The organism is Bacillus paramycoides (assembly GCF_038971285.1).
Lineage (GTDB): Bacteria > Bacillota > Bacilli > Bacillales > Bacillaceae_G > Bacillus_A.
Window position 1 is genome coordinate 4,786,847 of the sequence record NZ_CP152427.1, and the last position, 14,192, is coordinate 4,801,038.

A 14,192-nucleotide genomic window follows, 5' to 3' on the forward strand; every position below is an offset into this window, starting at 1 on the left:
TAGGAAATTCATCCAAGTAAGAAAGTAATCTATATATTTTTAGCAATTTCATAAACAATGGAATCATTTGAACCATTATATAACTGATTCCTGCATGCGAAATAAATGAGAATCCTCGTTCCTGGCTCTACAAAGGTGCTTGCACCTGCCAACAAACCAATCCCAAAGGGAGATGTGGAACTAACTAACATTATCACCCCTTAATAAACCGAGCTAATACTGGCTGCGCTGCATTAAAACTTTATAATTAAATCCGCAATAGCTGATATAAAATTATAAATCGGTATCACTACTCTCGCATACGTTGTAAAGCTTGCGTGAACTTCTCAATCACATTGTTATATGCTTCTACATAAAAAAATAAGAAGCCTCGTTTACAGGCTCCTTCCTCATCTATTCAAATAATCTGCAATTGTTTGAAATACGACGATATACATATTATGAATACTTTCTTCAGTATTTCCACCATTCGATAAACCAACTGCCCATTGTTGTCCTTCACCACTTCCGATATTTGCAAACCCTTGCGTATACATAGCATTTACATCTTTTCGGGCACTGTTATACTCTATCCCTTTTGTAATAAAAATCGAATATGACTTATCTTGTAAACCGATAAAAAACACTGGTTTCTTTAGCGATGAAAATACATCTTTATACTGCCCTGTTGAGGCTTCTTGAAAGTGATCTTTCATTATTAGAAAACCATCCATTTCCTTAGATTTCTTTTCCAGTTCCTCTAACTTTATTTCCTCAAACTTTATATTCCTAAACGTATCTTTCGGTTTTTCACCAATAACTCCAATTACGAGTGCTCTTCCGTTATATTCTAATTTCTCTCCTTCTTTATCCTTTGCACACCCAGCACCGACTAGGCATATCAATATAAAAACTAAGAAATACGATAAACGCTTCATATAGCACCCTCCCCTTCTTTTCAGTCAAGTGACAAAAACGTAAGGTTCATTCAAGAAAATGTAAGTAAAATCGATAGCCCAAATTACGTTTCTATATTATAATCAATTGAATTTACTTACATTACTAAACATAGGAGATTATCATGAAGAAATTTAAACTTTCATCTTTTCTTCCGTTAAGTTATATACTTCTACTTGTACTCGTAAGTCCCCTTTACGATGTATTAAATAAATCGGCTGTTCACGCAGTAGATGTCACAACTGTAGTAGATGATTGGATTCCATTTGTAAAAGCATTTATTATTCCTTATTTACTTTGGTTTCCTTACTTATACGGCGCACTTATTTATTACTGCTTTGCCGATCGAAAACAATATTATGTCACTTTAAGTAGTATCATTCTTGGAAAACTTGCTTGTTTTTCTATTTATTATTTTTGGCAGACAACTGTACCACGTCCAACAGTAGTTGGATCCGACGTATTTTCCGAACTAGTCCGCTATATTTATAGTATCGACCAACCGGTAAACTGTTTCCCTAGCATTCATGTTCTAACTACATTTGTCATTATGCTAGCTGCCTTTAAACGTAGAGAACAACATGCTTTTGAATATTACATTCTTACCTTCTTCGGTACGCTTATTATTTTATCAACGCTATTTACGAAGCAACATGCATTTGTAGACGCCATTTCTGGAATGACGCTTGCAAGCATACTTTACTTCGGCGTTCAGCTGTTATTAGCAAAAGAAACAGTACGTGTTCCAGTAAAACAAAATCACAAAATGTAACATAACAAAAAGCAGACTGTGGCTTCCAGTCTGCTTTTCTCTATATAAAAGGAGATTTTCAATTTAAGATTGCGGTACAGTCATATCACCAGAATGAATACGACCTGCTTTTTTAAGAGCAATGTAAAGTATATAAGAAACAGCTACTGGAATGATGATATATGTGATTACCATCGCTGGGACAACTTCCCATCCTTCGCTGGAAATTAAATTAATTGGTGCGATAAGAGAACTTAATCCAAGACCTGCAATTTCTTTTCCTGCTTCCAGTTGGAAAATCAATGCGGATACTGGACCAACTATCGCACTGGCGACAACAGTTGGGACGAGAATCATTGGATTTTTAGTGATATTTGGCAACTGTACTTTCGGAGTACAAAGTGCTTGAGCTAATATGCCGCCCAAATTATTTTCTTTCGCTGAGATAACAGAGAATCCGATAAACTGGGCAACGCAGCCCGCAAGAGCAGCACCACCCGCAACGCCGTCTAAGCTAAGTGCGATCGCTAACGCAGCTGATGAAGCTGGAGAGATAAGTAATAGTCCCCAAACGACTGCAATGACGATAGAAGCGATGAACGGGCTACCAGCTGAGCTATCTTTAATAAATGCTCCAACTGTATTTAAAACAGGAGTAATATTATGAGATAACCAAATACCAACTAAACCAGAACCTAATATGGCCGCAAATGGAACGAGCATCATATCTAACGCAGTTTTTCCACTTAAACGTTTACCAATATATACAGCTAAAGTTGCTGTTAATAATGCACCGATTGGCTCACCTGTTTTAATAATTAGACCTGCTTCAGTAATTGAAATGGATCCAGCACCAATCGCTCCAGCTACCATAGCCGAGAAGATTACAAGGCCATTTGCACCAAGCATAAAAGCAATTCCGGCACCAATGGCTGGTGCCATAAGTGATTTTGCAACAACTCCGATTGTAATAAGTAACGGAATATCAACAATTCTTCCTATATTTTCGATTAGTAAACCAATTCCAAGGGATACGAAAATACCTTGTGCGATTCCAGCAGATGCTTTAAATACACGAGACATTATATATTCCTTCATTTGTTTCACCTTCTCCTATAAGTTAGTAACCAATTGTTTTCATATAATCACGTAAAATATCGTTTGATTTTGCGAATCGAGATTCTTCATCCTCTGTTAAGTTTAGTTCTACAATTTCTTTTATACCATCTCTAGTAATAATAGCTGGCACTCCTGTACAAATATCATACTCGCCGTACTCCCCATCTAAAATGGCTGATACAGCAATGACACGGTGATCATCGTTAAAGATTGAGCTCGCAATATATGCTAGAGAATTTCCGATTCCGTAATAAGTAGTACCTTTTCGTTTATAAATTTCCCATCCAGCTTTTGCAGTCTTCTCAACAATTTCATCTAAATCTATTTCACCAAATTTGTCTTTTTTCTCTTCTAAAATTTGTAGAATTGGCTTTCCACCAACAGTTACGTGAGACCAAGCAACCATTTGAGAATCACCATGTTCTCCTAATGAATACCCATGAATACTACGAGGGTCTACATGTAACATTTCAGATAAAATTGTTCGTAAGCGAGAAGAATCTAGTGATGTACCAGTACCGATCACACGATTTCTAGGTAATCCAGATAATTTCCACACTTGATATGTAATAATATCAACTGGGTTCGATGCAAGTAAGAAAATACCATCAAATCCACTTTCCATTACGCCGCCAACAACACTTTCCATAATCTTCGCACTCGCTCCTAAAGTATCTAAGCGACTTTGTCCAGGCTTTGGTGCTGGTCCTGCTGTAATAATAACGATATCCATATCTTTGCAGTCTTCATAGCTTCCTGCATATACTTTTGTTCTTGTATTTGTAAAGTTAATGCAGTGTGATAAATCCATCGCTTCCCCAACTGCACGTTCATGATTTATATCAATTAATAATAGCTCTTCGCAAATGCCTTGATTCACAATGGAATATGCACAACTTGATCCAACTAATCCAGTACCGATAATTGCAATTTTTCTTGTATTTCGTCTCATAGCAATCTCTCCTAATTGATCATATAATCTATTTCTTTTGTTCTTTACACTCCTAATTATAGAGATTCCCACGATATAAACCATGGATACTTTGTGAAATATTGAGCAAAGTTTTTGTCCTTTTTGTGAATTGTCATATTCCATTTTCGTCATATTTGTTACAACTGGAAAAATATTTATTTTATATTTATTGACATATTCAAAACAAAAAACGAGCGACTTCATTCGCCCGTTTTTTGTCATCCCATTATTCCGCACTTAATTGGCTTTTTAATTGCTGGACAATCATTGGATTCGCAGGTGCTGCCGGCTTGTAGTAACTCTTTTGCTTTGCGTACTCGTACATATTACGTTGGCGCATTTCATCTTGATTACGAATTTGGATTAACGTTTGGTGTAATTGTTCATTATCAGACTGAGCAATATAATTTGCATAACTTGTTAAACTTGCATTTAATCCTGCTAAATAATCATTTACCATATCTTTTTCATTCATGTTCCGCTTCCTCCTATCCTAGGAAAGTCATTAATTGCTGTTTCGTATTTCGTGCATCTTGCGCATCTTTTTGTAGCATTTGTTTCAGTTGTGGATCCGTACACGTCTGTGCATACTGCTCCAACTTGTTAATAATTGTTGCGTGTCCACCAATTAAATGACGTAAATTTTCTACTTCAAGCTCTGTTAAATTTTGCATAGAATACTCCTACCTTTCTTTATTCGTTCACTGTTAGTATTTAGCTATTTTTTGATTGTATACATGAATTAACTTTTTCACGTGCATACAAAATAAAAGATGAATAGCTGAGCCATTCATCTTTTATTTTGTATGTATTTATTTTTATAGAGATACAATCATACTTATACTCACAAGTAAGTTCCATACAATGTGTAACATAATACTAGGTACAATAGATTGCGTCTTTTTGTATAACATTGCAAATACCATTCCCATAATCGTTGCCGTAATTAGAAGACCTCCATGAAGAATTCCAAAAATGAAGGAAGAAATAATGATACTAACTAAAAAATTATATCTCTTTTCTAAAAATCGATATAAAATACCTCGAAATAGAATTTCTTCTTTAACCGGTGTAATGATAGCAACACTTAACACATATATAATACTTTGTATGCTATTTTGAAGCCCTAAACTCCCTAATTGTTCCTTTTGTTCTGCTGCACTTTCAAAACTAAACACATGTAACATTAAATATTGTGATACTGCAATGATAATAAAACCAATTAATAGATATAAATATGTCTTCCCACTCTTCAAAACGGATAAATCCCAAATAGATTTAATAAAATGAAAAACCGGTTTATAAGCTAATAAAACGATCGCAACAACAGATGCATCGAATAAGAGCAAATAATATCCTTCTAATTTAGTACTTAATGCTTCTTCTCCATAAATCTCAAAGGCTAAACCAAGGAATAATCCTCCTAGGAGTGAAGTCCCTATAATCATTGCTATCATTACAAATAGATTTTTATATGTTATATTCTCTATTTTTCTTTCCGCACTATACGCTTCTAACACTGTTTTACTCACAGTATCCCTCCAGTTATTCTCATTTATCTCAATAAAATCCTTTAATTTAAATATAAAGATAATATAACAAAAATTTCAAAAAGAATAATATGCAATTTTACATATTATGAAAACTTTATATTTTATAGTTTTAGGAATAGGATTGCTATGCAATAATTATTATATGAAATTTCAAAAAACAATCCCTATCCACCGTAACCCTCACATCATATAAAAATTATTAGTTAAAGGAGCAATAAACATGAAAACCCACGACTTCCTTACAGAAATCCAGAAGGGCTCTGAGCCTAGTCCATATCAAGATCCCATCGTATTCAGTTTCGTTTGCTTTTTCTTAGCGATATATACATTTTTAAAACCTGCAAAATGATATCATTTCATAAGAAAAATCCTACCATTCTTTTCGAATCATATGCACTCAAAAACCTTAGAATCACTTCTAAGGTTTTTGTTTGCCTTGCTTCTTATTCACGTAATCCTTTAATAAACGTTTCCAATAATACATGTAAACTTATATCCAAATCTAACGGTAGACCAAATCCACCTTGCTGTTCAATCGACGCAAATCCATGACAAATACTTCTGAATCCACGCGTCGCATGAAGTGCATTTTCCCCTTCTAAGCCGTACTGTTGTAACACCTGAAGACAAAGCTTTACAATCCCGTCACCTGCTTTTCTTACTTCTTCATCTCGTAAAAAGGTTGCTTCATATAGTCCAGGATGTTTGCGTACGAATGCTACATATGCTTCTCCTAATGCATGAATTGCTTCATCCATACATTTATCCTCGGCCGCTTCTTCCAGCTTGTTATGCAGCTGTTGTATTCCGTAAATACCAAGATTTTTCCGTACATCTTGCAACCCTTTTACATGATTGTATAGCGAGGGTGAACGTATCCCTAACCTTTGCGCTAATGAAGCTAACGTTACTTCTTGTATTCCATTTGTATCTGCAATTTCTGCTGCTGTTTCTACAATTTTCTGTAATGTAAGTCCGATTCTCGGTGACATAAATTAACCCTCTTTTCTACTTTTTATATTCCGCTTAGCTTCCTTAATAGCAAATTTTATGACAGTACCTGGATTATTTATCATTTTCCCATGCCCTGCCGCAAGTAAGGAAGGCTCATATTCGCTTAACTTCTCTGCACTTTGTAATGATATTTCTTTACTCCACGTTGCCATCGCAGGAAACGGAAACCAAAATTTCATTTGTCCCGAAACAGCCATACCTCCTCTCGTTTGAAATGCATCCCCGACAATAAGAGCTTTATTTCGTACATCAAGAAACGACATGGATCCTGGCGTATGTCCCGGTGTCATAATCGCAAGAAGCGACCCAACTCGGTCGCCATCTTCTAATAAAACATCAGGTACCGTTTTTACCTTTTTAGGTACACCGCCTTTTATCGGTATATTCGGTTCATCCTTTTGTAACGTCGTATCTCCTTCTAACAGCTTTGCGTCCCTCTTAGAAATATAGACTGGAACATTAGGGAGTACTTCCTTTAATGCGTCTAATGCACCGATGTGATCATCATGCGCATGTGTTAATACAATCTTAGTAATTGGTTTCCCTATTTTTTCAGCCGCCTGTAAAATACCTTTTGCGCTATACGGCAAAGCCGCATCAATTAAAGTTAAACCATCTTCTTCCTCCACAAAATAACAATTCACTGGAAACACTCTTGGCAAAAATGACAATTGATATACCGTTTTTTCATGTATCATTCTCATATTTCCATCTCCCTTTTCACGAAAACTAATACCGTTAGTTTCATTATACTAATGGTATTAGTTTTATGTCACTAAAAATTTATTTTTTTCAGAAAAAAGAACAGTAGTCGTATAAACGACTACTGTTCTTTAAAAGTATTAAACTGTGTAACGCTCATCTTCTAAAATTTTCGCAGCGATTTCACGTTTCTTCGGAATTACGTTAAGTGGTGTGTGGCGAGTTAATTTACGTAATGATGATAACATCATGCGCAGCATGTCGCCGTTTTCAACTGCGATAAGTGTTTCTTTCGCATCTGCTTCGATTTCGTTAAATGCTTCTTGGCAAAATACTTCAGTGTATAACACTTTTTGTTTATTCTTTTCAAGACCAGTTGCTTTAATTGCTTTTTCTGTACGAAGAACAGCTGACTCCATTGCGTATAGGTTGCTTACGATGTCAGCGATATTCACAAGAATTTCTTGCTCTTTATCTAATGCTTTACCGTATTTTTGAGCAGCTAATCCAGCTACCATTAAGCCAATTTTCTTCGCGTTACTTACTAAATATTTTTGAAGCGCTAATGGCTCATCGCCTACTTCTTCTGGCATCATCATCATTAATTCTTCTTGTAATTTTTGTGCTTTTTGAAGAAGTGGTAATTCACCTTTCATCGCTTTACGTAAGAACGTACCTGGTACGATTAGGCGGTTAATTTCGTTCGTTCCTTCGAAAATACGGTTAATACGAGAATCGCGGTACATTCTTTCAATCTCGTACTCTGCCATAAATCCGTAACCACCGTGAATTTGAACACCTTCATCTACTGTATAGTCTAGTACTTCAGAACCGAATACTTTATTTAAAGAGCACTCGATTGCATATTCAGCGATAGAAGCTGCTACTGCTTTACCGTCCTTCACTTCTTCTTCAGATAATGTGCTCATGCGGCTTTCGAATAAACCTACTGTACGATATACAGAGCTTTCAGCTGCATATGTTTTCGCTGCCATATTCGCAAGTTTCTCTTGAATTAATGGGAAGCGAGCGATTGGTTGTTTGAACTGTTGACGTTGGTTTGCATATTGTGCTGAAATTTCTACTGCACGTTTCGCAGATCCAACTGTACCAACACCTAATTTATAACGGCCGATATTTAAAATGTTGAATGCGATAATATGACCTTTACCAACTTCACCAAGTAAGTTCTCTTTCGGTACTAATGCATCTTCTAAAATTAACGTACGAGTTGAAGAACATTTAATACCCATTTTCTTTTCTTCTGGGCTTGTAGATACGCCTGCATATTCTTTCTCTACGATAAATGCTGAGAAGTGCTCTCCATCAATTTTTGCGTATACGATAAACACGTCAGCAAATGCAGAGTTTGTAATCCATTGTTTTTCACCGTTTAATACGTAATGTGTACCTTCTGCATTTAAACGTGCAGTTGTTTTTGCACCTAATGCGTCAGATCCTGAACCTGGCTCTGTTAATGCGTATGCAGCTAATTTCTCACCAGTTGCAAGTAATGGTAAATACTTTTTCTTTTGCTCTTCGTTACCGAATAATACGATTGGTAAAGATCCGATTCCTACATGAGCACCGTGAGTAATTGCAAAACCACCAGCGCGAGAGAATTTCTCTGCGATTAACGCTGAGCTTACTTTATCAAGACCAATTCCGCCGTACTCTTCTGGTACGTCAGCGCCTAATAAACCAAGTTCCCCAGCTTCTTTTAAAAGACGAACAGAACGATCAAACTCATGTTGCTCTAAATATTCAAGCTCTGGTAGAACTTCATTTACGATAAAGTCCTCTGTCGTTTTTGCAATCATTTTATGCTCAGATGAAAAATCTTCTGGCGTAAACACTTGATCAATCGTAATCTCATCAACTAAAAAGCTACCGCCTTTAACCGCACTTCCTACTGTTTTTTCCATGAAAATTTCCTCCTTCATATTTTCATGAGCAGCTTCTTTCTTTTTTGAAAGAAACTGGCTCTCAATTTTATTTTTTATAAACCTTTGTTGCTTCCATTCTTTGCATTGGCGACGTCTCGTTCTGAGCAAGCCACTTCCACTTTTTTAATCTAGTTCCAGCGGCTAGAATGTTCGGTGGCTTCGCTTCTACTTTTTTTCATAATCCAGTTCCAGTGGCTAGAACAGTCGGTCGTTTCACCCCTTCCTGTGAGGCAAAAAGCGCCTCTTCGTCAGGGCTTCCAACGCCCTCCTGTTCTGAACGAGCCACCTGCACTTTTTTTATAGTAATTCAAACACTCCTGCTGCTCCCATTCCGCCGCCGATACACATTGTTACGATACCGAATTGTTCGTTGCGGCGTTTCATTTCGTGAATAAGAGATAATGTTAGTTTTGCTCCTGTACAGCCAAGTGGATGTCCAAGTGCAATTGCACCGCCGTTTACGTTTACCTTTTCTTCATCTAAACCAAGTTCACGAATAACTTGGATTGATTGAGAAGCGAATGCCTCATTTAGTTCGAATAGGCCGATATCGGATAGTTCTAAACCAGCTAGTTTTAACGCTTTCGGAATTGCTGCGATTGGGCCGATTCCCATTACTTCTGGTGGTACACCAGCTACTGCAAATGAACGGAATTTCGCAAGTGGCTTCATACCATCACTTACTGCTTTTTCACGATCCATTAATAATACAGATGCTGCACCATCACTCATTTGTGAAGAGTTACCAGCTGTTACAGAACCGCGAACGTTAAATGCTGGACGTAATTTACCTAAAATGTCTAATGTCGTTTCTGCTCTTACACCTTCGTCTTGTGCGAAAGTGATTGTTTCTTCTTGTAATTTGTTGTTTGCTCCAACAGTACGTAACGTTACATCTACAGATACTGTTTCATCAGCAAAGTTACCTGCAGCTAATGCTTTCGCAGCGCGTTGATGACTTCTTACTGCAAATGCATCTTGCTCTTCACGAGAAATTCCATATTTCACAGCAACTTGCTCTGCTGTATGTCCCATACCCATATAATATTCTGGAGCTGCTTCTACAAGGCGACTATTTGGACGAACAACGTGTCCCATCATTGGAACTAAACTCATTGATTCCGCTCCGCCTGATAATACCGCTTCCGAGTGACCAAGCATAATGCGCTCTGCTCCGTAAGCGATACTTTGTAAACCTGAAGAACAGTAACGGTTAATTGTAATAGCTGGAACATCGTAAGAAAGTCCTGCTAATCCACCGATATTACGAGCCATATTTAAACCTTGCTCTGCTTCTGGCATCGCACAACCGAAAATTAAATCATCGATTGGTCCTTCATAATTCGCACGCTTTAACGTTTCTTTTACTACTAACGCCCCTAAATCGTCAGGACGAACTGTTTTTAATGAACCCCTCTTTGCTTTTCCAATTGGTGTTCTTGCTCCCGCAACAATGACAGCTTCTCTCATGAACGATATCTCCCCTCGTTATTAGTTACGTAATGGCTTTCCTTTTACAAGCATGTGCTGCATTCTTGCTTGTGATTTCATCTCACTTACTAAGTTAATAAATGCTTCGCGTTCTACATCTAATAAATACTGCTCATCAACTTCTGTTCCGTACGGCACTTTTCCGCCCGCGATGACATATGCAAGTTTCTTCGCAATGTGAAGATCGTACTCTGAAATGTAACCAGATAAATGCATTGCTTCCGCACCAAGTGCAAGAGTTGCATATCCTGTTTCACCAACAACCGGTATCTTTTTACGGATTGGTGCTTTATAACCTGCTTCATATAAAGCAAGTGCTTTCTGTTTTGCATCGTATAGTAAGTGATCACCATTCACACTAATACCGTCTTTATCACCTAAGAAGTTATGAGAAATTGCTTCTTGTCCTGAAGTTGAAACTTTCGCCATTGCGACTGCTTCGAACACTTTATTTGCAACTTTTTGCAGATCAAACTCTACGCCGTTTGCCATTTTATTTAAGTGTTTAATGTATAGCTCTTTATTACCGCCTCCGCCAGGGATTAAGCCAACACCAACTTCAACTAAGCCCATATACGTTTCACTAGAAGCTTGAATGCTCGCTGCTGGTAAGCAAACTTCTGTACCTCCGCCAAGCGTCATACCGTATGGTGCTGCTACAACTGGCTTAGAAGAGTACTTAATTTTCGTCATTGCATCTTGGAAGTTTTTCACAACTAACTCAATTTCAAAGTAGTTGTCATCTTGCGCTTCCATTAAGATCATTGCTAGGTTTGCACCAACGCAGAAGTTCTTCGATTGGTTACCGATAACAAGACCTTTGTAATTCTTTTCTACTTCATCAACAGCGTAGTTAATCATTTGCGTAATATCCATACCGATTGCATTGCTCTTCGAATGGAATTCTAAGCAAAGGATACCGTCGCCTAAGTCGATTAAGCTCGCTCCGCTATTTTTCTTTAATACACCATTTTTTGCTTTTAATTGTTTAAGAGAAATTGCCTTTTTATTACGCTCAATAAGCTTATATTCGCCATTATCGTAATAGTAGCTATCTCCGTTATCATGTTTGTAGAAAGTAGTGAAACCTTTCTCTAACATTTCTTTCACCCAAGTCGGAACAACTACGCCGTTTTCTTCCATCTTTTGAACGGACTTTTCAACGCCGATTGCATCCCAAACTTCAAACGGTCCTTGCTCCCATCCGAAGCCCCACTTCATCGCTTGGTCAATTGCAACGATATCGTCAGCAATTTCTTTATGAAGTTTTGCAGAGTATAAAAGAGTCGGTGTAATGATGTTCCATAACAACTCTCCTGCGCGGTCTTTCGCGTATACAAGCGCTTTCAATTTATTCGATAAACCTTTTTCTTGTTTACTTAACTCGATAGATGCAGCTTTTAATTTTTTGCGAGCTTCATATTCCATCGTTTCTGGATTTAATTCTAAAATTTCTTTTCCTTGTTTTAAGAAGAAGCCTTGACCTGTTTTGCTTCCAAGCCATTTTTTATCAAGCATGTCATGCATGAAAGCTGGTACTTTAAATACATCACGCTCTTCTTCTTGTACATTTTCATATACGTTATTTGCAACGTGTACGAATGTATCTAAACCAACAACATCTAATGTACGGAACGTTGCGCTCTTCGGACGACCAATAAGAGGGCCTGTTACAGAATCAACTTCCCCAATGCTATAGCCGCGTTTTACCATCTCTTGAAGAGTTACAAGTAAACCATACGTACCGATGCGGTTTCCAATAAAGTTTGGTGTGTCTTTTGCGATAACAACGCCTTTTCCAAGAACGTCTTCGCCAAATAATTTCATGAAGCTTAATACTTGTGGATCAGTTTCTTTCGTCGGTATTACCTCTAGAAGTTTTAAATATCGTGGTGGGTTAAAAAAGTGTGTGCCTAAGAAGTGTTTCTGGAAGTCGTCTGAACGACCTTCTGCCATTTTTTCAACTGAAATGCCTGACGTATTCGAGCTTACAATAGAACCCGGTTTACGAACAGCATCTACTTTTTCAAATAGTTTCTTTTTAATATCTAAGTTTTCAACTACTACTTCAATAATCCAATCTACATCAGCTAGACGCTCAAGATCATCTTCTAAGTTACCTGCTTCAATCAGTGCTAGGTTTCCTTTCACTGTCAGAGGAGCTGGTTTTTGCTTTAATAGTTTTTGCAGTGCCGTATTACTAAAACGATTTCTCACACTTTTATGTTCTAATGTAAGTCCCTTCGCTTCTTCTTCTTTCGTAAGCGCAGGTGGTACAATATCAAGCAATAATGTCGGAATACCAATATTAGCTAAGTGTGCCGCAATTCCTGAACCCATTACGCCTGAACCTAGAACAGCAGCCTTTTTAATTTGGAACATCCATTTCTCCCCCTATTCTTGAATGAATGCTCATTCAATTTTTCGACATAAGTCGCAATCAATGAGTGAGCCTCTACTAATAAATATATGATACTGTTTAAATTTTCGCAATATATTTATTGATAAAATTTTCTGAAATAAATATTTTTCTTTTATTTGCCCATGCTATATATGTATTTTCTTCACTAAAATACACTTTCCCTTTTTATAATCTGACGAAACTGGAGGAATATATATGGCAAAACTTAAGAAAAACCCTTCAAAGGCTGGAATTAGTGCAGCAAGCGTAACTGGAAATGCAGGTCCGCATAATCACGGTGTGGAAAAGGGCCGTCAAGGTAATAACCAACAATATAAGAAGCATAATATGGGCGAAAAATAACGCTATATTTTTGGGCAGAGAACGTGGCATAATGGGTAATGGCTGCTTTTTCTGCCCAATTTATTTGTACATATGGAAAACAAAAGAGGGAACGATGATGAAACGAACAATAGTTATGCTTGTAATGATTGCCACACTATTTACAGGGATGATTTTCTTCTCTTACGCACAAAGACAGCAAACTGTAAGAGCCGATCAACCTAGTATCACTGGGCAATACGCCATTACAATCGATGCAGACACAGGTGAAATTTTGTATGGAAAACGAGAGGACGAACGCTCTTATCCGGCTAGTATAGCCAAAATGATGACAACCCTTCTTTTACTAGAGAATGTAAAAGAGGACGAAGAAATTACAGTTACAGAGAACGCAATTAAAACAGAAAGTCAAAGTAAGAAAATTAAACTTCGTGCTGGGGAAAAGTTAAAGCGTGATGAGGCATTAAAACTGATGCTTATCATTAGTGCAGATCCAATAGCTGAATCCATCGCAGAACATATCGCAGGATCAAAAAATGAATTTGTAAAAATGATGAATGCTAGAGCGAAGGAACTTGGTACAAAGCATGCGACTTTCAAAAACGCAAGTGGTGCTGATGCACTCGGAAATAAAGTATCACCATATGACATTGCTATGATTACGAAAGAAGCATTAAAGTACCCAGTTGTTTTAGAATATATGAATTCAACACGTACAACTCTACATACTTCAGAACGCTCTCCAAATATCGCAAACTATGGACGAGAAGAACTATATGACGATCCATATGCAATTGGAAGTAAAAGCGGTCTATCCGCACTCGGAAAATATACGGTCGTAACAGTGGATGAAAAAGACGGTAAACGCGTCATTAATGTTGTATTATCTTCTACTCGCAAGCAACTGTATCCTGATACGAAGAAAATGGCACATTACGCATTTCAGCAATTAAAATAACCAAGG

At 37.3% G+C, this 14,192-nt stretch carries 15 protein-coding genes; 3 read left to right on the forward strand and 12 right to left on the reverse strand.

Features of this window, described 5'->3' with window-relative positions; genetic code table 11:
* Nucleotides 1-29: 29 nt before the first annotated feature.
* Complete coding sequence (locus AAG068_RS25050; RefSeq protein ID WP_342716209.1) at nucleotides 30-191, reverse strand: hypothetical protein; 162 nt, start codon at nucleotides 189-191, stop codon at nucleotides 30-32.
* A 198-nt stretch (nucleotides 192-389) separates the two neighbouring features.
* Nucleotides 390-917 (reverse strand): hypothetical protein, encoded by a 528-nt coding sequence (locus tag AAG068_RS25055; RefSeq protein ID WP_342716210.1) that lies wholly within the window; start codon nucleotides 915-917, stop codon nucleotides 390-392.
* Between the two features lie 143 nt (nucleotides 918-1,060).
* Here AAG068_RS25055 and AAG068_RS25060 point away from each other — a divergent pair, with 143 nt between their 5' ends.
* Nucleotides 1,061-1,708, forward strand: a complete 648-nt coding sequence (locus tag AAG068_RS25060; protein WP_046198706.1) for a phosphatase PAP2 family protein — start codon at nucleotides 1,061-1,063, stop codon at nucleotides 1,706-1,708.
* A 63-nt stretch (nucleotides 1,709-1,771) separates the two neighbouring features.
* On the opposite strand, the gene AAG068_RS25065 is transcribed toward AAG068_RS25060, so the two are convergent.
* From AAG068_RS25065 to AAG068_RS25110, 10 genes are all read right to left on the reverse strand, one after another.
* Nucleotides 1,772-2,785: a PTS transporter subunit IIC gene (locus tag AAG068_RS25065; RefSeq protein WP_000666176.1), complete on the reverse strand. Its 1,014-nt coding sequence runs from the start codon at nucleotides 2,783-2,785 to the stop codon at nucleotides 1,772-1,774.
* A gap of 22 nt (nucleotides 2,786-2,807) precedes the next feature.
* Nucleotides 2,808-3,758, reverse strand: a complete 951-nt coding sequence (locus AAG068_RS25070) for an L-lactate dehydrogenase (RefSeq protein ID WP_428845977.1) — start codon at nucleotides 3,756-3,758, stop codon at nucleotides 2,808-2,810.
* Between the two features lie 247 nt (nucleotides 3,759-4,005).
* The gene (locus AAG068_RS25075) at nucleotides 4,006-4,254 is read right to left on the reverse strand and encodes a spore coat protein (protein ID WP_001002987.1); all 249 of its coding nucleotides are present in this window, start codon (nucleotides 4,252-4,254) and stop codon (nucleotides 4,006-4,008) included.
* Between the two features lie 13 nt (nucleotides 4,255-4,267).
* Nucleotides 4,268-4,453 carry a hypothetical protein gene (locus AAG068_RS25080; protein WP_001180555.1) on the reverse strand — a complete coding sequence of 62 codons (186 nt, stop codon included), beginning with the start codon at nucleotides 4,451-4,453 and terminating at the stop codon, nucleotides 4,268-4,270.
* A 144-nt stretch (nucleotides 4,454-4,597) separates the two neighbouring features.
* On the reverse strand, nucleotides 4,598-5,311 hold the full coding sequence (locus tag AAG068_RS25085) for a CPBP family intramembrane glutamic endopeptidase (RefSeq protein ID WP_342716213.1): 714 nt from the start codon (nucleotides 5,309-5,311) through the stop codon (nucleotides 4,598-4,600).
* Between the two features lie 464 nt (nucleotides 5,312-5,775).
* Nucleotides 5,776-6,324, reverse strand: a complete 549-nt coding sequence (locus tag AAG068_RS25090) for a TetR/AcrR family transcriptional regulator (protein WP_342716214.1) — start codon at nucleotides 6,322-6,324, stop codon at nucleotides 5,776-5,778.
* Nucleotides 6,325-6,327: 3 nt separating this feature from the next.
* Nucleotides 6,328-7,050 carry an MBL fold metallo-hydrolase gene (locus tag AAG068_RS25095; RefSeq protein WP_342716215.1) on the reverse strand — a complete coding sequence of 241 codons (723 nt, stop codon included), beginning with the start codon at nucleotides 7,048-7,050 and terminating at the stop codon, nucleotides 6,328-6,330.
* Nucleotides 7,051-7,188: 138 nt separating this feature from the next.
* Complete coding sequence (locus AAG068_RS25100; RefSeq protein WP_128975266.1) at nucleotides 7,189-8,991, reverse strand: acyl-CoA dehydrogenase family protein; 1,803 nt, start codon at nucleotides 8,989-8,991, stop codon at nucleotides 7,189-7,191.
* A gap of 300 nt (nucleotides 8,992-9,291) precedes the next feature.
* Nucleotides 9,292-10,464 carry an acetyl-CoA C-acetyltransferase gene (locus AAG068_RS25105; RefSeq protein ID WP_001206335.1) on the reverse strand — a complete coding sequence of 391 codons (1,173 nt, stop codon included), beginning with the start codon at nucleotides 10,462-10,464 and terminating at the stop codon, nucleotides 9,292-9,294.
* Nucleotides 10,465-10,485: 21 nt separating this feature from the next.
* A complete protein-coding gene (locus AAG068_RS25110) occupies nucleotides 10,486-12,867 on the reverse strand; it encodes a 3-hydroxyacyl-CoA dehydrogenase/enoyl-CoA hydratase family protein (RefSeq protein WP_342716217.1) in 2,382 nt (793 codons plus the stop codon).
* Between the two features lie 235 nt (nucleotides 12,868-13,102).
* Between AAG068_RS25110 and AAG068_RS25115 the strand changes: the two genes are divergently transcribed.
* Entirely contained in the window at nucleotides 13,103-13,249 is a 147-nt protein-coding gene (locus tag AAG068_RS25115) for a YuzL family protein (RefSeq protein WP_001096344.1), read from the forward strand.
* 97 nt (nucleotides 13,250-13,346) lie between these two features.
* Nucleotides 13,347-14,186: a D-alanyl-D-alanine carboxypeptidase family protein gene (locus tag AAG068_RS25120; protein ID WP_342716220.1), complete on the forward strand. Its 840-nt coding sequence runs from the start codon at nucleotides 13,347-13,349 to the stop codon at nucleotides 14,184-14,186.
* Nucleotides 14,187-14,192: the final 6 nt, after the last annotated feature.

What these genes read in the sequence shown, in the direction of transcription:
- AAG068_RS25050 (WP_342716209.1), bottom strand. Translation starts at nt 191, where the DNA reads ATGTTAGTTAGTTCCACATCTCCCTTTGGGATTGGTTTGTTGGCAGGT.
- AAG068_RS25055 (WP_342716210.1), bottom strand. Translation starts at nt 917, where the DNA reads ATGAAGCGTTTATCGTATTTCTTAGTTTTTATATTGATATGCCTAGTC.
- AAG068_RS25060 (WP_046198706.1), top strand. Translation starts at nt 1,061, where the DNA reads ATGAAGAAATTTAAACTTTCATCTTTTCTTCCGTTAAGTTATATACTT.
- AAG068_RS25065 (WP_000666176.1), bottom strand. Translation starts at nt 2,785, where the DNA reads ATGAAGGAATATATAATGTCTCGTGTATTTAAAGCATCTGCTGGAATC.
- AAG068_RS25070 (WP_428845977.1), bottom strand. Translation starts at nt 3,758, where the DNA reads ATGAGACGAAATACAAGAAAAATTGCAATTATCGGTACTGGATTAGTT.
- AAG068_RS25075 (WP_001002987.1), bottom strand. Translation starts at nt 4,254, where the DNA reads ATGAATGAAAAAGATATGGTAAATGATTATTTAGCAGGATTAAATGCA.
- AAG068_RS25080 (WP_001180555.1), bottom strand. Translation starts at nt 4,453, where the DNA reads ATGCAAAATTTAACAGAGCTTGAAGTAGAAAATTTACGTCATTTAATT.
- AAG068_RS25090 (WP_342716214.1), bottom strand. Translation starts at nt 6,324, where the DNA reads ATGTCACCGAGAATCGGACTTACATTACAGAAAATTGTAGAAACAGCA.
- AAG068_RS25095 (WP_342716215.1), bottom strand. Translation starts at nt 7,050, where the DNA reads ATGAGAATGATACATGAAAAAACGGTATATCAATTGTCATTTTTGCCA.
- AAG068_RS25100 (WP_128975266.1), bottom strand. Translation starts at nt 8,991, where the DNA reads ATGAAGGAGGAAATTTTCATGGAAAAAACAGTAGGAAGTGCGGTTAAA.
- AAG068_RS25105 (WP_001206335.1), bottom strand. Translation starts at nt 10,464, where the DNA reads ATGAGAGAAGCTGTCATTGTTGCGGGAGCAAGAACACCAATTGGAAAA.
- AAG068_RS25110 (WP_342716217.1), bottom strand. Translation starts at nt 12,867, where the DNA reads ATGTTCCAAATTAAAAAGGCTGCTGTTCTAGGTTCAGGCGTAATGGGT.
- AAG068_RS25115 (WP_001096344.1), top strand. Translation starts at nt 13,103, where the DNA reads ATGGCAAAACTTAAGAAAAACCCTTCAAAGGCTGGAATTAGTGCAGCA.
- AAG068_RS25120 (WP_342716220.1), top strand. Translation starts at nt 13,347, where the DNA reads ATGAAACGAACAATAGTTATGCTTGTAATGATTGCCACACTATTTACA.